This is a genomic window from Parabacteroides sp. ASF519 (genome assembly GCF_000364265.2).
Taxonomy (GTDB): domain Bacteria; phylum Bacteroidota; class Bacteroidia; order Bacteroidales; family Tannerellaceae; genus Parabacteroides; species Parabacteroides goldsteinii.
In genome coordinates, this window is the sequence record NZ_AQFV02000006.1 from 3,016,001 (window position 1) to 3,038,557 (window position 22,557).

General features: G+C 47.2%; 18 protein-coding genes. 10 read left to right on the forward strand and 8 right to left on the reverse strand.

The annotated features are described in order from the left end of the window. The first annotated feature begins 16 nt into the window (after positions 1-16). A complete protein-coding gene (locus tag C825_RS11885) occupies positions 17-1,813 on the forward strand; it encodes a hypothetical protein (RefSeq protein ID WP_010802618.1) in 1,797 nt (598 codons plus the stop codon). A 34-nt stretch (positions 1,814-1,847) separates the two neighbouring features. After that, the gene (locus C825_RS11890; RefSeq protein ID WP_044214324.1) at positions 1,848-4,106 is read left to right on the forward strand and encodes a Helicase associated domain protein; all 2,259 of its coding nucleotides are present in this window, start codon (positions 1,848-1,850) and stop codon (positions 4,104-4,106) included. A 10-nt stretch (positions 4,107-4,116) separates the two neighbouring features. Here C825_RS11890 and creD read toward each other — a convergent pair whose 3' ends face one another. From creD to C825_RS11905, 3 genes are all read right to left on the reverse strand, one after another. Further along, positions 4,117-5,463: a cell envelope integrity protein CreD gene (gene creD, locus C825_RS11895; protein WP_010802620.1), complete on the reverse strand. Its 1,347-nt coding sequence runs from the start codon at positions 5,461-5,463 to the stop codon at positions 4,117-4,119. A 63-nt stretch (positions 5,464-5,526) separates the two neighbouring features. Next, entirely contained in the window at positions 5,527-5,817 is a 291-nt protein-coding gene (locus C825_RS11900; protein ID WP_007658450.1) for a winged helix-turn-helix domain-containing protein, read from the reverse strand. Then, positions 5,814-6,437, reverse strand: a complete 624-nt coding sequence (locus C825_RS11905; protein WP_228100176.1) for a hypothetical protein — start codon at positions 6,435-6,437, stop codon at positions 5,814-5,816. Before C825_RS11905 ends, C825_RS11900 begins: the two co-directional genes overlap by 4 nt. 142 nt (positions 6,438-6,579) lie before the next feature. On the opposite strand from C825_RS11905, the gene C825_RS11910 reads away from it, so the two are divergent. The 4 genes from C825_RS11910 to C825_RS11925 are packed head-to-tail and all read left to right on the forward strand — an operon-like array spanning position 6,580 to position 10,039. Beyond that, positions 6,580-7,608, forward strand: coding sequence for an agmatine deiminase family protein (locus tag C825_RS11910; protein WP_010802622.1), 1,029 nt, complete (start codon positions 6,580-6,582; stop codon positions 7,606-7,608). Then, the gene (locus C825_RS11915; RefSeq protein WP_044214326.1) at positions 7,605-8,480 is read left to right on the forward strand and encodes a carbon-nitrogen hydrolase; all 876 of its coding nucleotides are present in this window, start codon (positions 7,605-7,607) and stop codon (positions 8,478-8,480) included. The genes C825_RS11910 and C825_RS11915 overlap by 4 nt, the downstream gene beginning before the upstream one ends. A 1-nt stretch (position 8,481) precedes the next feature. Beyond that, complete coding sequence (locus tag C825_RS11920; protein ID WP_044214328.1) at positions 8,482-9,468, forward strand: aminodeoxychorismate synthase component I; 987 nt, start codon at positions 8,482-8,484, stop codon at positions 9,466-9,468. Next, positions 9,452-10,039, forward strand: a complete 588-nt coding sequence (locus C825_RS11925; RefSeq protein ID WP_007658440.1) for an aminotransferase class IV family protein — start codon at positions 9,452-9,454, stop codon at positions 10,037-10,039. The genes C825_RS11920 and C825_RS11925 overlap by 17 nt, the downstream gene beginning before the upstream one ends. On the opposite strand, the gene C825_RS11930 is transcribed toward C825_RS11925, so the two are convergent. Together C825_RS11930 and recQ are read right to left on the reverse strand one after the other, a co-directional pair. After that, positions 10,032-10,238, reverse strand: coding sequence for a winged helix-turn-helix domain-containing protein (locus tag C825_RS11930; RefSeq protein ID WP_007658438.1), 207 nt, complete (start codon positions 10,236-10,238; stop codon positions 10,032-10,034). The two genes, C825_RS11925 and C825_RS11930, sit on opposite strands and share 8 nt — an antisense overlap. A 177-nt stretch (positions 10,239-10,415) precedes the next feature. After that, on the reverse strand, positions 10,416-12,248 hold the full coding sequence (recQ, locus tag C825_RS11935) for a DNA helicase RecQ (protein WP_044214560.1): 1,833 nt from the start codon (positions 12,246-12,248) through the stop codon (positions 10,416-10,418). A 304-nt stretch (positions 12,249-12,552) separates the two neighbouring features. Between recQ and C825_RS11940 the strand changes: the two genes are divergently transcribed. The 4 genes from C825_RS11940 (at position 12,553) to C825_RS11955 (ending at position 17,387) form a co-directional block, all read left to right on the forward strand. Continuing rightward, positions 12,553-13,839 (forward strand): DEAD/DEAH box helicase, encoded by a 1,287-nt coding sequence (locus C825_RS11940; RefSeq protein ID WP_007658434.1) that lies wholly within the window; start codon positions 12,553-12,555, stop codon positions 13,837-13,839. A gap of 112 nt (positions 13,840-13,951) precedes the next feature. Continuing rightward, positions 13,952-15,487 carry a sulfatase-like hydrolase/transferase gene (locus tag C825_RS11945; RefSeq protein ID WP_370449611.1) on the forward strand — a complete coding sequence of 512 codons (1,536 nt, stop codon included), beginning with the start codon at positions 13,952-13,954 and terminating at the stop codon, positions 15,485-15,487. A 98-nt stretch (positions 15,488-15,585) separates the two neighbouring features. Next, on the forward strand, positions 15,586-16,989 hold the full coding sequence (locus C825_RS11950; protein ID WP_007658430.1) for a Gfo/Idh/MocA family protein: 1,404 nt from the start codon (positions 15,586-15,588) through the stop codon (positions 16,987-16,989). A gap of 152 nt (positions 16,990-17,141) precedes the next feature. Then, a complete protein-coding gene (locus C825_RS11955; RefSeq protein WP_010802627.1) occupies positions 17,142-17,387 on the forward strand; it encodes a hypothetical protein in 246 nt (81 codons plus the stop codon). Between the two features lie 374 nt (positions 17,388-17,761). Here the strand turns inward: C825_RS11955 and C825_RS11960 are convergent, their stop codons facing one another. The 3 genes from C825_RS11960 to C825_RS11970 form a co-directional block, all read right to left on the reverse strand. Next, on the reverse strand, positions 17,762-19,693 hold the full coding sequence (locus tag C825_RS11960; protein ID WP_010802628.1) for an NAD(+) synthase: 1,932 nt from the start codon (positions 19,691-19,693) through the stop codon (positions 17,762-17,764). 162 nt (positions 19,694-19,855) lie between these two features. Further along, the gene (locus C825_RS11965) at positions 19,856-20,125 is read right to left on the reverse strand and encodes a hypothetical protein (RefSeq protein ID WP_007658423.1); all 270 of its coding nucleotides are present in this window, start codon (positions 20,123-20,125) and stop codon (positions 19,856-19,858) included. A 197-nt stretch (positions 20,126-20,322) separates the two neighbouring features. Continuing rightward, positions 20,323-22,509, reverse strand: a complete 2,187-nt coding sequence (locus tag C825_RS11970) for a glutamine synthetase III family protein (protein WP_007658422.1) — start codon at positions 22,507-22,509, stop codon at positions 20,323-20,325. Between the last annotated feature and the right edge of the window lie 48 nt (positions 22,510-22,557).

The window sequence follows — 22,557 nt, forward strand, 5'->3', positions numbered from 1 at the left end:
AAAAACAGAAGAGTCCATGAATCTATTGAAGTATATATTGTTTTTTCTTCCTGCTGTGTTGATGTTGGGAAGTTGTGAAAAGGACGCCGAACCTGAAGCCATATCGATCGGCATGCAGTTGGAGGAACCGCAGCATATAGGGCGAACGTATGTCAGGTTGAAAGGGAGCGTGACGAGTCAGATACCGTTAAAAGAGACTGGTTTTCTTTGGTGGAAGGCGGGTGACCGTGATCATGCCTCGGAGGTCGCATGCCGGGATTCTTTATCATTTGGCATGCAGGTGCTGCTGGAAGGACTGGATGCGGATGCGTCGTACGAATATTGTTTGTATGCGGGTAACGGTACGGATCGTCTGACAGGGCAGTTGGGTAGTTTTAAGACGTTGTTGTATGGTGAGCCTTTGTTGTCGGACCTGTCGGCGGACGAGGAGGTCGCTAACCGTTTCACCTTCCGGGTGAAAGATGATGGAATAGATGGTACGGGGACTAACTTGTTATCGAAAGGTGTCTGCTGGAATACAGAGGGCAACCCGACGGTAGACGACCGGAAGCTGGAAGCGGAAGGTGAGGAGGCTGCGTTTTCCGTTTCCATTCCGGACCTGGAAGAGAACACGACCTATTATCTGCGTGCTTTTGCATTAAACGATAGTTCGTATCTTGCTTACAGTCCGGAAATAAAGATTCAGACGGGCAAAACATTTCCGAAGGTCGGCTGTATCCTGTTGTCTGATTCACTGAAGAAGGAATTTCGTGCTACACTGGAGGACAGCGGAGGTGCTGAAATCATATCGAAGGGTTTCTGCTGGAATACGACTGGTACGCCGACGGTGGCAGATGAGAGGGAGACAGCGGATAAAGAGTTTACTGCCGTGTTGTCGGGATTGAATCCCAATACGGTTTATTATGTACGTGCGTTTGCCGAGAATACATATGGTGTGGGTTATAGTGAGGAGTTGGTGGTCAATATTATATCGCTGCCGGTAGTGGGGGCGGTAGAACGTATTGATCCGGATAACAATGTGTTCCGTTCCGTATTAGTGACAGATGGTGGAAGTGAGATAACGGAAAAAGGTTTTTGCTGGAACATGACGGGAAAACCGTCGGTGGAGGATCATGTAGTTGTGGCTGATGATGATTTTATGGCTACGATATCAGAAATGGAATCGGGTACTTACTATATACGTGCCTATGCTGTCAATAAAGCAGGTGTCGGTTATGGTGAAGAGTTGAGTGTGTCGATTCATGTGCTGACGGTTCCGGTACTTGACAGGGTTCGTATTGTTGATTGGGAAACCAACCGGATACAGTGTTCAATACTGAATGCGGGAGGCAGTAAAATAACGGCTAATGGTTTTTGCTGGAGTACGCATGAATATCCGGATGTTTCGGATAATCTGTTGGAAGCGGATGATGATTTCATGGCAGTTATGGGTACTATGTATCCGGGTGTTTACTACATAAGGGCTTATGCGAGTAATAAGATAGGTACGGGGTATAGTCGTACGTTGGTGTTGGATACGCGTACAGTTCCGGTTGTGGATGAAATAGAAGTATTGGATGCTACAACGTATACATTCCGTTCGAGAGTGCTGGACAACGGTGGCGGGAATATAAGTGAATGCGGATTCTGTTGGAATACGGTCGGTGAACCGAACATCTGGGATTATAGTGTGCAGGCGGATAGTGATTTCACGGCAACGCTGGGTGATTTGTCTCCGGGTGTCTATTACATCCGTGCCTATGTGATTAATGAAAAAGGTGTTGGTTACGGTCCTGGATATTCGATTATAGTCTCTCCTGAGGGTGTGGATTAAGAAGTAAAACAGAAAGAGTCTTTTTGAAACTTGCATATTATTTGTGCTCTGCGATCTTTATCATTCTTACCATTATTTTATCACTGAAGAATCCGGCTGTCTGCTGGTAGGCTTCAGGGAGGACTCCGTTACTTTCATTGTAAAAGAGGTATGGAATAAGGAACCTGTCGGCTTGCCGGAAGTGGATGGGCTGTATTCTGAAATGCAGCGTATCGGGGAAATGTGCGGCTGTAGCCAGTTCCGTGTCCTGGCTCATGGCGGTTATCTGCCGGAGGCACTTTCCTTTGAACTGCATGGACTGACTGTTTCGGATGATAGCTATCTGAGAAGTCTGGAAACGGGAAAACATATTGAACTCTTTTCGCATAATGAAGCGGCTTACCGGGCCATCGAGGAAGGATTCAAAACAAACAGGATCGGAGCGGTTGTACAGGCGACCGGAACAGGAAAGTCCTACCTGATTGCCCGCTATATCGTCAATCATTCGGAAGATGATATAGTGGTTATTGCTCCCAACGTTACGATTATCGCCGAGATCAAAAAAGCAATTGGCAGGACAATGCCGCATGTTGCCTACCGGACTTTCCAGGCATTAGTCCTGAATCGCGGTACGGTCGGTGAGCTTAAAGCGGATCATATTATTATCGATGAGTTCCATCATTTCGGGGCGGAGGTATGGGGTAAAGCCGTACAGGAAGTCATTGATAACAATCCGGAGGCCCGTGTACTGGGAATGTCGGCAACCCCGATACGTCCCGAAGAGATGCTCGATACGGTAGAAGTCTATTTCAAGGGAAACCTGTTCCATGAACTGTCTTTGTCTATGGCCTGGTATTATAAGATACTGCCTGTCCCTGTCCTGGTGCAGAGCGTATTCGATCTGAATAACCAGCTGGATAAGGTACAGCGTATGCTGAACAGGAGCGACTGTACATCTGAAAGGCGCAAGCGTATTCAGGACAAGATAGACTTTGCCCGTCTCGACTTTCGCGGTTCGTTGAGTGCATCGGAACTGATTCGGCGTTATCTGCCGAAAGAGGTAAAGAAAATGCTTGTCTTCTGTAAAGACAAGGAAGATCTTCAGCATATGGTTCCCGAAGTATCGAACTGGCTCGGGCAGGCTGGTTTTGAGACGGAAACATTCGAGATCCATAACGGACTCAGCAATCGGGAGAATGAAAAGACGTTGCGTCGTTTCCGTAGGGAAACGGGAAAACTGCATGTCCTTTTCTCTATAAATATGTTGATCGAAGGATTGCATGTGGAGGGAGTGGATGCCGCCATGTTCCTGCGTCGGACGGAGTCGTATGTAGTAGCCTTGCAACAGTTGGGCCGCTGCCTGAAAGCCGGTTCGGACCGGCATCCGGTGGTGCTTGACTTTGTCAATAACCTTTCGGGCCGTTCTGTTTATGAGGCTATGTCAAGGGAGTTGGCTTATCATCCGGCAATCCGTGCCCCGAAGAGCTTTAAAGGCTTTATGGAGTTTGAGGTAACGGGATTCCTGTCTGATATCCGTGCCCGTGTGGATGATATGCTGGCGGAGTTGGATGCGTGGCCTGTGATGTATGAACGACTGATCGAATATAAGGAACGTGAAGGGCGCTGGCCGCAGGCAGCCGAAGGGAAGTTGGGAAACTGGTGTAACACCCAACGGATTGCCCGGAAGAAAGGGACGTTGTCGGAAGATTATATCTTGCAGCTGGACCGGATCGGTTTCGAATGGGAAGTACAGGACAGTCGTTGGATGCAGTATTATGAAGAACTGAAGATTTTTATAACTCAGATGCAACGTTATCCTAAGAAGGGAGAAAATAATCTGAGTATCTGGTGCAACACCCAACGGCAGGGACGTAAAAAAGGGGTGTTATCTGAAGAACGGATAGCTTTGTTGGATCGCATCGGTTTTGTGTGGGAGCAAGATTTGGATGCCCAGTGGATAAAAAATTGGGAACAGGTGGTGTTTTTTTATCACCAAAAGGGATATTGGCCTAAAAGTAATGATGGCAAATTAGGTTCCTGGTGTAGTACCCAACGTAAGTTCCGTAAACAGGGGGGACTAGCCTCCGAACGTATCAGGATGATGGATGAAGCCGGTTTTGTCTGGAATACCGACGACATCTGGATTGAAAACTATGAAAAATTAAAACTGTTTTACCAGGAGAAGCACCGTTGGCCTACTGTCCGTGAAAACAAGCTCGGCAGTTGGTGCTTCGTCCAACGTCGCTTATTTAAAAACGGTAAACTTCTCTCCTGGCGAAAACAGATGCTGGAGTCTATCTCTTTCCCTTTATAAGGTTTGTTGTTTACTTATCTGTTTCAGGTATTTGAGGATATTCATATTCTTGTTTATACCAACTTATTTTCCGGGAGAAGAACATAATCGTTCCCAGGATTACAAACAAGCCGATACTTCCTATTAATAAGGCAACATCTTCGAGTTGCAGAACAACATACAGGAAAATATATAATAAACATAACATGCCGGTGAGTGCTCCGGTCTGTATTTTATTTTTGAAGATGCTGTGAGTATAAGCTGTGATCAGGCCGATGGTGGCGATACTGGCAATCAGGTAGGCCGTGCCGAAGTTTATCTGTTCGGAGATAGACAGGAGCAGGCTGTAAAACAGGATCAATGCGAAGCCGACCAACAAATACTGTATAGGGTGGATCCGTTTTCTGGTCAGGATCTCGACGAAGAAGAAGACAACGAAGGTCAGGGCGATGAACATGATGGCATATTTGGCGGAACGCATGTTCTGCTGGTAATGGTTTACCGGGTCGATCAGGCTTACCCCGAAGGAGGAATCGTCGAATGAGTTTCCCGGGTAGTCGATCCACATTTCCGGGATACTGCGGTTGAAACTGAGGATACTCCAGTCGGCTTCGAATCCATTTTCGGTAATATGGTGCTCCGGGGAGAAGTTGCCGATGAAACCGGGGGACTTCCAGTTGCCTGTAACGTGCACTTTAGTCGTTTTGCCTATGGGGATGAAATTGATGTTACTGCTGCCGTTCAGTTTTAATTTGCAGTTGAATGTTTGGGGTTGGCTGAACAGGAGAGGGTCGGTATTCTTTAATGGCATGACCAGCATTTTTCCTATCTGCGTATCCAGGTTACCGGTGGCTTCGACCGACAATTGTTTGTTGTCCAGTTTGAAGTCGATGTTTTCTGTTATGCCCCTCAGGTCGGAAACACCGATGGATAGATAGGCCTGTTCCCAATGAATGATACTGTTTTCCGGTTTGGGGAAGTTTATTTTGTCGAAGTTTCCCGTTATGTCTATCTCGCTTTTGTAAAGGATCGTTTTGTAGATGCCGTAATATCTTTCCTCTGGAAATAACTGTGTTGTGATATTCAGGTTTTCCGGTGTGATATTCAGAAGGTGTTCCTGAATGGTTGTCTTGTTGTCCGGATTTACCTGCGTCGTGGTATAAGGGATGGAAATGACCGGACCGCAAAAGGTTTGGGCATTGCTCCATTTGTTGTTAATCTTTTCGATTGTTTCCAAACTTCGGTTTTGTCTTTCCCGGATCAGATCCTGGATCATTAATCCCGGAATCAGGAGGATGAGGGTCAGGAATCCGATAATCAGTGCTTTCAGTGTGATAGACTGATTGATTTTTGCTGCTTTTTTGATTGTTGTTTCCATAAGCTTAACCTGTTTTATGTAGTTTAAAAGTACTTTGCAATTCAAAGTGGATGGGTAAAAAAATTATTTGATAAGTTCTTCCAGTGCATTCAAATGCTCTTTGAAACTTTTTCGTCCTTCTTCGGTGATGGAATATTGGGTATTGGGTTTCCGTCCGATGAATTGTTTGACGGACTGGATATATCCGAGAGTCTCCAGGGCTTTCAGGTGGCTGGCCAAATTCCCGTCGGTCAACTCCATCAGTTGCTTCATGGTGTTGAAATCGGCTGATTCGTTTACCGAAAGGATAGACATGATACCTAATCGTATCCGGCTTTCGAAGGCTTTATTTAATTTGGACAGTATGTTTTTCATTCTTTTTTCAAATCATATTTGATGTACATAGCTGTGCCGTAAATGATATGGCAAACTCCGAATCCGATAGTCCAAAGCAAGAGGCTCCAGTCGGGGAACAGGGCGGCAACAATACCTAACACGACTTCTGTCAAGCCTAAATAATGTACTTCGTCGAGGGTGTATTTGGATACATTAATTAATGCCAGGCCATAGAAGGTCAGCGTCATGGTGATCGCCATAGCCAAATCGCCGCGTAGCAGGAAAATGAGGGCAAAGATACCTCCGGCAATCAATGGGATACCGAGGTTATAAAGTGTCCTTTTTATCAGGCTTTTGGAGGGCATCAGGTTCTTTTTCACCGATTTTCTCCAGGAAAAATAGATACCGAAACAAATAGAGAAGAGCAGCACGGCGGAAGCGTCGGTTATCAACAAAGTGATTTCGCGGAACATGGCTTCGTGTGTCGTGTCGAAGTTGGCACTGGCCGGTTCCCGTAAAATATGGAAATAGGCAAGTGCTGCTCCGATAATGGCTATGACTCCGGCTGATATGCCTGACAAACCGCTTAACGAAAGGAATTTAGATGATTTCTCCATCATCTCGCGGATAGCTTTTATGTCTTCTATTTGTTTATTCATATACTTAAAATAAAAAGTACTTTGTGCCGCAAAGTTAATGAGGTTTCTGAATAATCCAAATAGGTAGAGGAGTTTTTTGCAGAATTTTGTCATTGCTCTTATTATCTTTTATCTTTGTATCCTGAAAATTAAATTAGCAGACATGGATAATAAAACGATATTACCGGCAGAATGGTATCCTCAGAGTGCTGTTCAACTGACCTGGCCGCATGAAGGGACCGATTGGGCTCCGATACTGGACGAGGTGGTTCCTTGTTTTGTGGAGATTGCCAAAGAGGTGATCAAACGGGAGAAGTTACTGATTGTTTGTCCGGATGAAACGGTGGTACGCTCGCAGTTGGGAGAGGTGGATTATAGCCGTGTTATTTTCCGTGAGATGGAGACGAACGATACCTGGGCGCGTGACCATGGGGGCATTTCCGTGTTTGATGACGGGGTGCCGGTGGTGTACGATTTTGTGTTCAACGGTTGGGGGATGAAGTTTGCTGCCAACCATGATAATCTGATTACGCGGAAATTGTTTCATGGCAAGACTTTTGCCGATGAAGTGGTTCCTGTCAATATGCAGCCGTTTGTATTGGAAGGCGGCAGTATCGAGTCGGATGGAAAGGGAACTTTGCTGACTACGGTCGAATGTCTATCTTCCGTGAACAGAAACGAATATCTCCAGCAGGAAGAACTGGAAAATTATCTCCAGCAGGTGTTCGGACTGGACCGTATCCTGTGGTTGGAAAGCGGTTATCTGGCGGGAGACGATACCGACAGTCATGTCGATACGCTGGCGCGTTTTTGCAGTGAGGATACGATTGCCTATGTGCAGTGCACGGATGAGGAAGACGAGCATTTTGCCGAACTCCGGGAGATGGAAGAGGAATTGAAGGAGTTCACGCAGGCAAATGGCGAACCTTATCGGCTGGTCGCTTTGCCGATGGCGGATAAAGTGGAGTGGGAAGGCGAGCGTTTGCCGGCTACCTATGCCAATTTCCTGATTATAAACGGGGCGGTGCTTGTTCCGTTCTATAACTCACCGAAAGATGAAGTGGCGAAAGCGGCCTTGCAGACGGCGTTTCCGGACAGAGAGATTGTAGGTATTAATTGTTTACCGTTAATTAAACAACATGGCTCATTGCATTGTGTGACGATGCAGTACCCGAAAGAATTTATTGTATGAAAGTAGGATTGATTCAACAGGCAAATACCTGTGACCGGACAGATAATATAAAGAAACTGAAAAATAGCATCCGGCTTTGTGCCGACGAAGGTGCGGAACTGGTTGTCTTGCAGGAGTTGCATAACGGTCTGTATTTTTGCCAGACGGAAGATACACAGATGTTCGACCAGGCGGAAACGGTTCCGGGACCGTCTACGGAAGAGTTCGGGGCTTTAGCAAAAGAGCTGGGCGTGGTTTTAGTACTTTCCCTGTTTGAGCGGCGTGCTCCGGGATTGTATCATAATACAGCCGTGGTGATTGAGAAAGACGGTTCGATTGCCGGAAAATATCGTAAGATGCATATACCGGACGACCCGGCTTACTACGAAAAGTTTTATTTCACTCCCGGCGATTTGGGATTCGAACCGATAGAGACGTCTGTCGGGAAGTTGGGCGTATTGGTTTGCTGGGACCAGTGGTATCCGGAAGCAGCCCGCCTGATGGCGATGAAAGGTGCTGAGATGCTGATTTATCCGACGGCTATCGGTTGGGAGAGCAGTGATACGGAAGAAGAGAAAAAACGTCAGCTGGGTGCGTGGATAACAGTGCAGCGCGGACATGCCGTGGCTAACGGGCTTCCGGTGATTACGGTAAACCGTACCGGACATGAGACGGATCCTTCGGGACAGACAAACGGTATCCAGTTTTGGGGAAATAGCTTTGTGGCAGGTCCCCAGGGAGAGTTGCTGGCTGAGTTCCCGAACGACCATGAAGAGGTACGTGTGGTAGAGATTGATAAAGCACGGAGTGAGAATGTGCGTCGTTGGTGGCCGTTCTTCCGTGACCGTCGTATCGATGCTTTCGGCGGACTGACAGAGCGATTTTTGATATAATATGAAGTTTTGCAATAAAGAAGAAGCCGTCCGGTATATGAATCGATTGGGATTATCCGGGCGGCCTTTTATATTTGTCGTTGATTATAAGCAGGAGCAAGTTTGGGTGGCGGAGCCGGAGGAGGTAGAGCCGGGTGAGGTGTTGTATGATTTGAATGGCGTTACCAATGTGACGTCAAAAGCGGAAACCTTTCCGGAAAAATATGTTGAATGGGAGACTAATTCGGTTTCTTTTGAAACTTACTCCCGGTCTTTCCGGACAGTAATCGAGCATATTTATGCCGGTAATTCTTATCTGGTCAACCTGACTTGTGCGACTCCGGTACGGACGAACCTGACGTTGAAAGAGATTTTCTATCTTTCCCATGCTCCTTATAAATTATGGGTGAAGGAGCGTTTTGTTGTTTTCTCTCCTGAGATATTTGTGCGTATCGAGGATGGATTTATCTATTCTTATCCGATGAAAGGGACGATCGATGCCTCTTTGCCTGATGCGCGGGAACGGATTTTGGCAGATAAAAAAGAAGAGGCTGAACATGCCACGATTGTCGATTTGATCCGTAACGACCTGAGCCAGGTGGCATCGGAAGTGACGGTGTCGCGATACCGGTATATAGATGAGTTGCAGACAAACAGGGGAAGGCTGTTGCAAGTCAGTTCGGAAATTAGAGGTAAGCTACCGGAAGACTGGAAAGCCTCATTGGGAGACATACTGTTCCGGCTGTTGCCCGCAGGGTCTATCACCGGAGCTCCCAAGAAAAAGACGATGGAGATTATCGGGGAAGCTGAAACATACGAACGGGGATTTTATACCGGGGTTATGGGATATTTTGACGGCCATCGTTTGGACAGTGCCGTGATGATTCGTTTTATCGGGCAGGAGGGAGGAGATTTCCTGTTTAAGAGCGGCGGTGGGATTACTTCTCAAAGCGATTTAGAAAGTGAATATAATGAAATGAAACAAAAAGTATATGTGCCAATTTATTGAAACAATCCGTATCGAGGATGGAAAGGCGGTTAATCTGGCCTTTCATAATTACCGCTTCAACAAGACGCGGAGAGATGTGTTCGAATGTAACCTGCCTGTAAACCTGGCGGATTATATCCAGCCCGGAGATTATTCAGGACGTACCAAATGCCGGGTCGAATATCAGGAGGAAGTGGAGAAGGTGGAATATCTACCTTACACCGTTCGTTCGGTGAATCGTTTGAGACTGGTCACGTCAGACGGGTTGGATTATACATATAAAAGTGCTGACCGTCAGAAGTTGGATGAATTATTTCGTCAGAAGGGAGAAGCGGACGATATTTTAATCATACGTGATGGCGTCTTGACGGATACATCGATTGCCAATATTGCTTTATGGAATGGTAGCCAATGGGAGACACCCGAGGTCCCTTTGTTGGAAGGAACGATGCGGGCATCTCTATTAGGAAAGGGGAGGATTGTTCCGGCTGTTATTCGTCCGCAGGATTTGTCACGTTACTCGTTGGTTCGCTTGTTTAATGCGATGATCGGGTTTGGTGAGATCGAATTTCCGGTGGAGAACATTATTTAATAATGTAATAAACGGTATTGCTGATACGTGCCTGATATACTTTGTTGTCGTGCATGAGCGAGCATAGAGCCAGACAGAGCTCCGTGTCTTTAAAATTTGTTGCTCGTTGTAATTCAGCAAATGTACTCTTTCCAACCTGACACAAAGTCTCATATAATTGAGAAATGCTATGAGACAACTTTACATTTAGCGTATTCATAAGCTGTTATTTTATAAGTTAATACTATATAGGACCGGCGGTAGAGGGATACTGTCCGGTTCTTTTTTCGAAGACTAAAGTACCGGATATTTTTGTAAGAACCGTCTCTTTTTTTACTGTAACGGTAATTTTTGCTTCTTAAACGTATTATCGGGAAACTGAAATAAAAATGGGCGGTTATCTGTCTTTGGGCAACCGCAGTACGAACCGTATCAGTGCCACGAATACCTTTCCGTATTTTTCCAGTTTGATTTCTCCCACACCGCGTATTTCGCTGAACTCTTCCAGGGTAACAGGCCTTTTTTGTACCATATCTTCCAGTGAATCATCGGAAAAGATGATGTAGGCTGGTGTCTGTTCGCGTTCGGCAATCTGCTTGCGGAGTTGCTGGAGCGAATCGAGCAGCGTTTCTTCGACCGATGCCGATTGGATGGGTTTGATGGGGCGGTATTTGAATTTCGAGTCTTTTCTTCTGAAATAAGTTTTTTCTTCCGGCTCTTTATAGATAGCCATCATCGCTTTCTGTTCACCGAACAATACTTTTCTTCCCAGCGGAGTGACTTTCAGTATTCCGGCATTGACATAATCGATTTCGATATATCCCAATTGAAGCATCTGGTAAAGATATTCTTTCCATTCTTTATAGGAGAGGTCTTTTCCGGCACCGTATGTCTTTAATTTATCGTATCCTTTTTCCGTGATCTCTGTCTTCTCCGAGCCGCGGAGGATATTGATGAGCATATTCATGCCGACAAATTCGCCGGTACGGAAGATGGCGCTTAACGCTTTTTGGACGAGTATGCTGCCGTCGAAACGTTGCGGAGGGTTTTTGCATACATCGCAGTTGCCGCAGTCCTGGTCGCTTTCTTCTCCGAAGTAGCTGAGGAGGATACGCCGGCGGCAGATGTCCGCTTCGCAATAACGGCGCATACGGTTCAGCTTCTGGAGGTTGGTGTCTTTTTGTCCGCTTTCTTCGGCAAAACGGCGGAGGACAAGCAGGTCGCCTACCGAATAGAACAGCAAGGTGTCGCTTTTCATTCCGTCGCGTCCGGCACGGCCTATTTCCTGGTAGTAGTTCTCGATACTTCCGGGCATATTATAATGTACGACCCAACGCACATTGCTTTTATCTATTCCCATCCCGAAGGCAACGGTTGCACAGACCACGTTTACCCGGTCGTTGATAAAATCATCCTGTGCCTTTTCGCGTTGAACAGGCGGGAGTCCGGCATGATAGGCAACGGCCTTGATCCCGTAAGAAGAGAGTTCTTCTGCCAGGTTCTCTGTACTGTTCCGGCTCATGCAGTAAACGATCCCGCTCTGATGGCGGTGGGCATGGATGAAATGGACGATGGCGGAAGTTTTCTCCTTTTTGTTCAGTCCCCGGCGGATAGTCAGGGATAGGTTCGGACGGTCGAAGGACGAAACGAAAACTTCCGGATCACGCAGGTTCAATTGGGTGACAATGTCGGTACGTGTGACTTTGTCGGCTGTAGCTGTCAGGGCGACGATCGGGACTTTGGGGAACTGTTCTTTCAAAACAGACAGTTGGGTATATTCGGGACGGAAGTCGTGCCCCCAATGTGAGATACAATGGGCTTCGTCGATGGCGATCAGGGATATATCCATACGGGGAAGCAGCCAATGTAGTTCGCCAACCAGTGCTTCGGGCGACAGGTAAAGCAGTTTTATTTTACCCTGGATGCAGAGTTGTTTTATTCTGTGTCGTTCTTCTTCCGGCATCATGCTGTTGAGTGCGGCTGCCGGGATACCGTTGGCAACCAATCCGCCTACCTGGTCTTTCATCAGGGCGATCAACGGAGAGATCACGACAGCTGTTCCCGGCATATAAATGGCCGGTAACTGGAAACAAATTGATTTTCCTCCACCGGTAGGCATCAGCACCAGTGAATCCTCTTTCCTCAAAATACGTTGTATGATCTCCGCCTGTAACGGGCGGAAAGAAGTATATCCGAAAAACTTCTTTAGCAGCAACTGTAACTCTTTCATCATCTAAAAATCAATTTACAAAGATAATATATTATTTGATACAATATTCAAAGGTTATTTTTGCTCTTATATTATCGTTTTAGAGAAAGAGGTACGTCTGATTTTATTTAGAGGTAGGTGTAAATTGATTTAGACGTACCTCTAAATTGATTTACACCTACCTCTTTTTATAAAGTATACAGAATGTCTTTCGGAAGTATTCTTGTACATTTTAGTAGTTGATTAGGATGATTCCCGTTTTATTTATTACCTTTGCATTCAATTATTTATTTAACGAGCCGCGATGGCTCAACATTATTATTAGATGACATTTGAACAATTAGAACTGATAGAGCCGATACAAAAGGCTCTTACAAAAGAAGGTTATACAATTCCAACCCCTATACAAGCAGAAGCAATTCCCTACGTTTTAGACGGATATGACTTATTAGGTTGTGCACAGACCGGAACAGGTAAAACGGCTGCATTTTCCATTCCTATTATTCAGAATTTGTATAACGAACGCCAGCATGGTAAAGTGCGTGGTATCAAAGCATTGATACTGACACCAACCCGCGAACTGGCCATCCAGATCGGAGAAAGTTTTACGGCATACGGTAAATATACCGGTGTGAGGCATACCGTTATATTCGGTGGTGTAGGACAGAAGCCTCAGACCGATGCGCTCGAACGTGGCGTAGATGTATTGATCGCAACCCCCGGACGTCTGCTTGATTTGATCAACCAGGGATTTATCAGCCTGAAATATCTCGATTATTTTGTATTGGATGAGGCCGACCGTATGCTGGATATGGGATTTATTCATGATATCAAACGTATTTTGCCCTTGTTGCCCAAAAAGCGCCAGTCGCTATTTTTCTCGGCAACGATGCCGCCCGAGATAGAACGCCTGGCAGGAACGATCCTGCATGAGCCGCAGAAGGTGGAGGTTACTCCGGCTTCATCGACGGTGGATAAGATCGACCAGTCCGTTTATTTCGTGGAAAAGGCGGAGAAGGTAAGCCTGTTGACGCATTTGCTAAAAGATTCTTCTTTGGAATCGGTGCTGGTATTTACCCGTACGAAACATGGTGCGGACAAAGTGGCCCGTGTCCTGGCAAAAGCGAATATCGGAGCGGAAGCTATCCATGGAAACAAGAGCCAGACAGCCCGCCAGCGTGCACTGACTAATTTCAAGGACCATACCACCCGTGTACTGATCGCTACGGATATTGCCGCCCGCGGTATCGACGTGGACCATCTTTCGCATGTGATAAATTATGAACTGCCGAATGTGCCGGAAACATACGTACACCGTATCGGACGTACAGGTCGTGCCGGACGCAGCGGTGTCGCTTATTCATTCTGCGATGCAGAGGAAGTGCCGTACCTGAAAGATATCCAGAAGCTGATAGGCAAACAGATACCTGTTGCCGGCGGAAACGAATTTGAAACGGCAGATGTAAAAGCAGCCGTGGCAGAGAAGAAAGAAGCCATCAAGCAGGAATCGAAAAGACGTAATATGTTCGGCAGCAAGCGCGACGGTAGTTTCTGGCGGAATAAGAAGCGGGCTGAGGCGGGAAACCAGAAGACTGCCAAAAAGAAATCATAGATAGTAACTCGGAATACGAACGCAAAATCCGTAAGCAGCATGCTTTGAAATCCGAGCGATTGATTATATTTGCAGGCGTTGATTATTACAATCAATGCCTGTATTTTTATATATGAAAAACATGAATATGAAAAATCTACTATGCGTAGCAGCCGGGATAGGGGCTTTATCCGGAGTTAATGTCTACGCTCAGGACCAGCAACAGCCCAACGTCGTAATCATTGTAGCCGACGATTTAGGGTATGGCGATTTGAGTTGTTACGGAGCCACCCGTATCCAAACTCCGGGTATGGACCGGATTGCAAACGAAGGGCTGCGTTTTACGCAGGGATATTGTACGGCAGCGACTTCCACGCCCAGTCGTTATTCACTTTTGACCGGATTATATCCCTGGACGAATAAAGATGCAAAAATCCTTCCCGGTAATGCCGCTCTGATTATCAATACGCAGCAAGTCACTTTGCCGAAGGTTATGAAACAGGCCGGCTATGTGACCGGCTCGGTCGGTAAATGGCATCTGGGACTGGGTGACGGAGCGGTAGACTGGAATGAGACGGTTTATCCCGGAGCCAAGGAAGTGGGATATGATTATTCGTTCATCCAGGCGGCAACCAACGACCGCGTGCCTTGCATCTTTATCGAAAACGGGAAAGGAGTCGGACTGGAACCGAATGACCCGCTGTATGTCAGTTATAAGCATAATTTCCCCGGCGAACCTACCGGAAAAGACAACCCTGAACTACTCCGGATGCACCCGAGTGTGGGACATGCCGGTTCGATTGTAAACGGTGTGCCGCGTATCGGTTTCCAGAAAGGCGGTAAGGCTGCCCAGTGGAAAGATGAAGATATGGCTGAGTTATTCCTGGAGAAAGCCAAAGGCTTTTTGAAAGACAATAAAGATAAACCTTTCTTCCTGTATTACGGATTACACCAGCCGCATGTGCCCCGTGTACCGAATCAGAAGTTTGTCGGCAAATCTGGTATGGGACCTCGCGGAGATGTCATCCTGGAGGCTGACTGGTGTGTGACTGAATTCCTGAAAGAACTGGATAAACTGGGATTGACGGAGAATACCCTGGTTATCCTGACCAGCGATAACGGTCCCGTATTGGACGACGGTTATCAGGATCAGGCTGTCGAAATGGTAGGCAATCATAAGATGGCAGGCCCTCACCGCGGAGGAAAGACCAGCTTGTATGACGGCGGTACCTGCATCCCGTTCCTGTTGCGTTGGCCGGCGGTTGTAAAACCGGGAGTATCCGATGCATTGGTTTGCCAGATGGATTTGCTGGCTTCATTGGCAGCATTGACCGGGCAGACGTATTCGGATAAGACGGACAGCCAGAATACTTTACCCGTCTTTCTAGGGAAAAGCGACCAGGGACGTAAGGAACTGGTGACGGAAGGTTATTTCAATTATGCCCTCCATCAGGGCGACTGGGTGATGATTCCACCTTATCCCAGCTATTATGACGACCCTGACGGAACCGGTTTTTCGGGATTGGGAAATTGTTACCAGTTATATAATGTAAAGGAAGATGTCGGACAGAATCATAACTTGGCGGATAAAGAACCTAAACGATTGCGCCAAATGATGATGACCTTCGAGAAGCTGAAAAGGGAGACTGGAAAGATGACAAATTATTAATAGATTAAAATGATTGACTCTTTTTTTCTAAACATATTTGAGAAGTTGATTAAATATTATAAATTTGCCCACTTAACATAAAATACTAAATAAAGAACATGGAAAACACTCGTCGTTCCTTTCTTAAGAAAATGACTGCCGCCGGAGTTGGTGCAGCAGGTTTGGCTATGGCAGGTACTGCTTCGGCCACTACAGTAGCAGGTTCTCCAGAACCTCAGAAGAAAAAAACAGCCGGAAAAGATGACGGCAAACTGCGTTTCGGATTTATCGGAACAGGTTCACGCTGCCATGAGCACATCAATAATGTGTTGGCTATCCCGGGAAATAAGATTGTTGCTATTTGCGATATCCAGCAAGGCCCGATCGACCGTACATTGAAACACATCGCTAAATTCAACGTGGATGCCCCGAAAGTGTATAAAGGTGGTGAACGTGAATTTGAAAAGATGTTGAACAATGAAGAATTCGACTGCGTGATTATTGCCAGCCCGTGGGAATGGCACGTACCGATGTCGGTGGCAGCTATGAAAGCCGGTGTTCCTTATGTTGGCGTAGAAGTTTCTGCTGCCAATACGCTGGAAGAATGCTGGGATCTGGTTAACGTATCGGAAGCAACAGGCAGCCATCTGAACATCATGGAGAATGTTTGTTATCGTCGTGACTGCATGGCGGCTTTGAACATGGTTCGCGAAGGGTTGTTCGGTGAATTATTGCACGGTGGTTGCGGTTACGAACATGACTTGCGTGATGTGAAATTCAATGACGGTAAGAATTATACTTATCAGAAGGGTGGTGAGTTGCGTATGGGCCCGACAGCTTTTGCAGAAGCTCAGTGGCGTACGAATCACTCCGTACATCGTAATGGAGATGTGTATCCGACTCACGGTATCGGACCGGTTGCCAATTGTATGGATATCAACCGAGGTAACCGTTTCGTTGCTATGTCTGCTATGGCAACTCAGTCTCGCGGATTGCATAAGTTCATCGTAGATAATGGTGGCGAAAACCATCCGTTGGCTAAAGTTCGCTTTAACCTGGGTGACATCGTGACATCTATGATCAAATGTGCAAACGGCCAGACAATCATCGTTACTCACGATACAAATTCTCCTCGTCCTTATTCTTTGGGATTCCGTATTCAGGGAACGGATGGTTTGTGGATGAACGATGGCGATCATGTATATGTGGAAGGTCAGTCTAAACCTCACCGTTGGGATAATTCTGACGAATGGTTCAAGAAATACGACCACAAACTATGGGCTCAGTTGGATGCTCAGGCAAAAGAAGCCGGTCACGGTGGTATGGACTTCATTATGATGTATGATCTGATCGACCGCATCAAGAACAAACGTCCGGCTCCAATGGATTGCTATGATGCTGCTGCATGGAGTGCTATCTCCGCTTTGTCTGAAATGTCTATCGCTCGTGGTGGTGCGTTGGTTGACTTCCCTGACTTTACTCGCGGACAATGGATTAACCGTAAACCGGAATTCGGTTTGTAAGAATAAGCACAAGCGTAATATAAATGAAAAGGCTATCGGGATTCCGGTAGCCTTTTTTATATAATAGCACAGTAGTCCTACGAGTAAGAATTCGGAATGTGGAGTATTGAATACAAAATAAAAGTATCTATCTTTGTAAAAACAGAGATAAAATGCGTTTAAATAAGAAAGACATACAATCGATTGTCCGTGTAGCAAAAGAAATTTACGAGAAACGTGGTGGAGATATTGATCTGTTAGTACGTACTACATCCGAAAAGAAAGGTGTCTTGGCTCGTATACGCATGATCGCTCGGTTGAAACAACTTTTAGGCGATCAAAAAATCGATGTGATAGGCGACCATGAAGAATCGTTGGTTGCAAAGGAGGCATTAATAACAGGTATACGATTAATATGACAAATCGAAAACAGGATATGTGTTGGAGTATTTAGATGAAGATGTTTCTGCTTTGCCAATGCGGGATATTCTGAATCTTTTGGAGCGTTATCATTTTATAGACAGTGCAGATGAATGAGGATATATTCGAGAATTGCGTAATGAGATTGCCCATGATTATCCATTGATGGAAAATGATATTGTTTCTGTGTTGAATGAATTACTATCCAAGGTGTCGATATTAAAAAGTATTTATAAACGAATGAAAGCCACTGTCTGAAAGAAGATAGCTTGGATTCGCATCACTCTGTAGCGTATAGGAAGATAAATAAAATATCCTGCATTGGAAATGGAGATTTTCCAATGCAGGATATTTTATTTTGTCTATTTGTCTTTTAGTTTAATCCTTCTATCTCCTTCAACCAAAGTGTTGCCATTGCATCGCTTGGCATACGCCAGTCGCCACGGGGGGAAAGGCTGACGGAACCTACTTTTGGGCCGTCCGGCAGGCAACTACGTTTGAACTGCTGCTGGAAGAAACGGCGGAAGAAGGTGTGGAGCCATTTCCGGATGGTCTCTTTGTCGTAACTGCCACCGAAAGCCTGTTGTGCCAGGAAATAAATCTTGGCGGGGGAGGAACCGAAACGGAGGAAATGGTAGAGGAAGAAGTCGTGTAGTTCGTAAGGGCCTACGAGATCTTCCGTTTTCTGTTTGATGTTTCCGTTTTCGTCGGCGGGTATCAGTTCGGGACTGATTGGAGTGTCGACGATATCCAGCAATGTAGCGCGTGAGGCTTCGTCCACCCGGTTGTGGGCAACCCATTCTACCAGGTATCTGACAAGCGTCTTGGGGATACTGCCGTTTACACCGTACATCGACATGTGATCGCCGTTGTAGGTAGCCCAGCCAAGGGCCAGTTCGGAAAGGTCGCCGGTACCGATGACCATACCGTTTTCCTGGTTGGCTACGTCCATCAGGATTTGGGTGCGTTCGCGGGCCTGGCTGTTTTCGTAGGTCACGTCATGAACCGATGGGTTGTGACTGATATCTTTGAAATGCTGGAGGCAGGCATCCTTGATGGAGATTTCCTTTAGTGTGACACCCAGTGAACGGATAAGGTCGCAGGCGTTGGTGTAGGTGCGGTCTGTCGTTCCGAAGCCGGGCATGGTGATGCCGAGTATCTGGTTGCGGGGGATATTCAGGGCATCGAATGTCATGACGGTTACCAGCAATGCCAGTGTGGAATCGAGTCCGCCGGAGATACCGACTACCGCTGTCCGGGAGTGCGTGTGGACGATACGTTTTGCCAGTCCGGCTACCTGTATCTGGAAAATCTCTTCGCAACGTTCCTTCAGTGCGTCGCCGGAAGGAGTGAACGGATGCGGGTCAACGGAGCGGGTCAATACCGGCTGGCCGGAGTTTTCAGACAGGGCGAACGGGATTGTTATTGTTTCACTTGCCAGCAGGGTGGAGGCCCCGTGCATGAAGCTAGTATTTACCTGGCGGTCGTTTTGCAGGTTCTCGATGTCGATTTCACTGATGACGAGTTGTTCCTGCATGGTGAAGCGCGGGGATTCTTCCAATAGGGTGCCGTTTTCAGCGATGATTCCGTTGCCGGCAAAGACAAGGTCGGTGCTGGATTCTCCGAAACCGGCGGAGGCATAGACATACCCTGCCATACAGCGAGCGGACTGCTGGCATATCAGCGAACGGAGGTAATGGTGTTTTCCGATCAGTTCGTTGCTGGCGGATATATTGACAAGGATATTGGCTCCTTCCATCGCCAGTAAGGAACTGGGGGGGACGGGAACCCACAGGTCTTCGCATATTTCGATGCCGACTTTTACCTGTCCGGCAGTGAAGAGCAAGTGGCTGCCCAACGGATATGTTCTGTCTCCGATTGAGACGGTCTTGTCCCGTAATTCGGTGGCGGAAGTGAACCAGCGTTGTTCCTGGAACTCCTTGTAGTTCGGTATGTATGTTTTGGGGACTACGCCTAATATCTTTCCGGCCTGGAAAGCTATGGCTGCGTTTATCAGCCTGTTTTCCGTCACTAACGAGGCGCCTGCGATTGTGAGGATATTCAGGTCGGCGGTGTCGCTGACCAGTTTCAATAAGGCTTGTTCCGCATTTTTCAGCAAAGTCTGCTGGGCGAACAGGTCCAGGCAGGTATAAGCCGTTACCGACATTTCAGGGAAGGCAATGATTTGTACGCCTTTGTCAGAAGCCTGGCGCATCAGGCCTTCCATCTGTTGAATATTATAAAAACAGTCTGCCACTTGTACGTGTGGGACGGCTGCTGCTACTTTTACGAATCCGTAGTTCATATGAGTTTATTTTTATCGTATAGCGTGTTTGAGTTTATCGGGATCTTGCCGGCAATCCTTTCTCCAATTTGTTCATGAACCGGAGGGCAGTTCTTTTTCCAAATTGTTTCAGACAATAGGTGATGGCTAAATCTGCTTGTCTTTGTGCACGTGGTACCCAGATTACTTCAATTTCTTTCTCCATTCTTCAAAGAATTGATGCATTTCGGGCTCCTTGATACCTTTACCTTCGCTTAATTCTTGTTCTGCCAAGTCGATTTCTTTGTTGGCTTCCTCAATGCTAAACGCAATAGGAGACAAAACGGCTGCTTTTTTATTCAGTATTCGCTTTGTGCTTTTTTCCAGTTTATCCATCATTTCCAAACTGTCTATCTTATCCAAATAATTACGGATGAAGTTCTTTTTCCATTGCTGTAATTCCATTGCCGTCATAACGTAAACTCCTTTCTTATATAATGATGGTCCAAAGGTATATAATTCTCCGGGAATATAAAAGAAGGGAAGCCATACTTCACAGCATGCTCCCCTTGCAAACACAAAACAATCAACAAAAAACTACTGTCTGAGTGAGATGATAAGATAAGCCGGGATGCTTTTGAGGGACACCCCGGCTCAAGGAATGTGTGGTCTTATCGGATAAACAATAATTCGCGATACTTCGGCAACGTCCACATCTGGTCGTCTACTACCAGTTCCAGTTTGTCGATGTGGTAGCGGATTTCTTCCAGCATCGGGACAATGGTGTCGTGGTAGGCGATTGCCTTTTCGCGTTCGCTTTCGATTTTGTTGGCGACCTTGCGGGCTTCGACCATTTCGTCTACCTTTTCCTTGATGAAGTTGGTGCGGCAGGCGATGTCTTCGATAATCTCCAGGTTACGGGCGGAGAGGACGGAGGCTTTTTCTGCCGGGAAGAGGTCCTTCATCTTATATACGTTGTCAATCAGCGAAGACTGGTAGCGGGTGGCGATAGGGATGATATGGTTCATCGTCAGGTCACCCAACACGCGGGCTTCGATTTGGATTTTCTTGGTGTACGTCTCCCATTTTACTTCGTTGCGGGCTTCGAGTTCCTTGTGAGTCATGACGCCGGTCGATTCGAACATCCGGATGCTGCTTTCCTTCAGGTAGTTGTCGAAGATGAGCGGTACGCTGGTTTCGCAATCCAGACCGCGGCGACGGGCTTCTTCTTTCCATTCATCGCTGTAACCGTTGCCGTCGAAGTGGATGGCCTTGCAGGCTTTGATGTCTTTGCGGAGGACTTCCAGGATGGCGGCGAATTTCTCTTTGCCGGTGGCAATCTTTGCGTCTACTTCGGCTTTGAAGAGCTTCAACTGTTCGGCCACGGCAGCATTGAGGGCGAGCATGGCAGACGCGCAGTTGGCTTCGGAACCGACGGCACGAAACTCGAAACGGTTGCCGGTGAAGGCGAAAGGCGAAGTACGGTTGCGGTCGGTATTGTCAATCAGCAACTCGGGGATGCGGGCGATGTCGAGCTTCATGCCCTGTTTGCCGGCCAGCATCAGGTCTTCGGGCTCGCTTTTTTCAAGGTGCTCCAATACCTGCGACAGCTGCGTGCCGAGGAAACTGGAGATGATGGCGGGAGGTGCTTCGTTGGCTCCCAGGCGGTGGGCGTTGGTGGCACTCGAGATGCTGGCTTTCAGCAGTCCGTTATGACGGTAGACGGCCATGAGCACGTTTACTACGAAGGTGATGAAACGGAGGTTGTCTTCCGGTGTCTTGCCCGGGCCCATCAGACCGATACCGGTGTCGGTGCCCAGCGACCAGTTGTTGTGCTTGCCCGAGCCGTTGACGCCTTTGAAGGGCTTTTCGTGCAACAGGACACGGAAACCGTGCTTGCGGCTGATTTTACGCATCAGCGCCATGACCAACAGGTTGTGGTCGTTGGCGAGGTTGCATTCCTCGAAGATAGGGGCCAGTTCGAACTGGTTCGGAGCCACTTCGTTATGACGGGTTTTCAATGGGATACCCAGTTTGAGGGCCTCCATTTCCAACTCTTTCATAAATTCCATGACGCGGGTGGGGATGGCACCGAAGTAATGGTCTTCGAGCTGCTGGTTTTTGCTGCTCTCATGGCCCATCAGCGTACGTCCGCTGAGCAGCAGGTCGGGGCGGGCGGCGTAGAGTCCTTCGTCTACCAGGAAATATTCCTGCTCCCAACCGAGGTAGGAATATACTTTCTTTACCTCCGGGTTGAAGTAATGGCATACGTCGACGGCAGCCTTGTTTACGGCTTCGAGCGCTTTCAGCAATGGGGCTTTATAGTCGAGGGATTCGCCGGTGTAGGCGATGAAGATGGTCGGGATACACAGGGTGTCACCCACGATAAAAGCAGGAGAGGAAGGGTCCCAGGCGGAGTAACCGCGGGCTTCGAACGTATTACGGATACCGCCGTTCGGGAAGCTGGAGGCATCGGGTTCCTGTTGTATGAGCAGTTTGCCGGAGAACTCTTCGACCATGCCGCCTTTGCCGTCGTGTTCGACGAAAGCGTCATGTTTTTCGGCTGTCCCTTCGGTGAGGGGGTGGAACCAGTGGGTATAATGTGTTGCACCCATTTCGATGGCCCATTTCTTCATGCCGGCGGCTACGGCGTCGGCAGTCTCGCGGTCGAGGGGGGCACCGTTGTCGATGGAGTCGACCAGTCTGGCATAGGCTTTTTCCGGAAGATACTTGAACATCTTCTCGCGGTTGAATACGTTCTTTCCGAAATATTCCGACGGACGTTCTGCCGGGGCGGCTACTTCGGCGGCTCTTTTCTTGAAGGCCGATTCTACTACTCTGAATCTTAACTTTGACATAATACCTGATTTTTATAGTAAGTGTTTGTTTTTATTTATATCTGATGG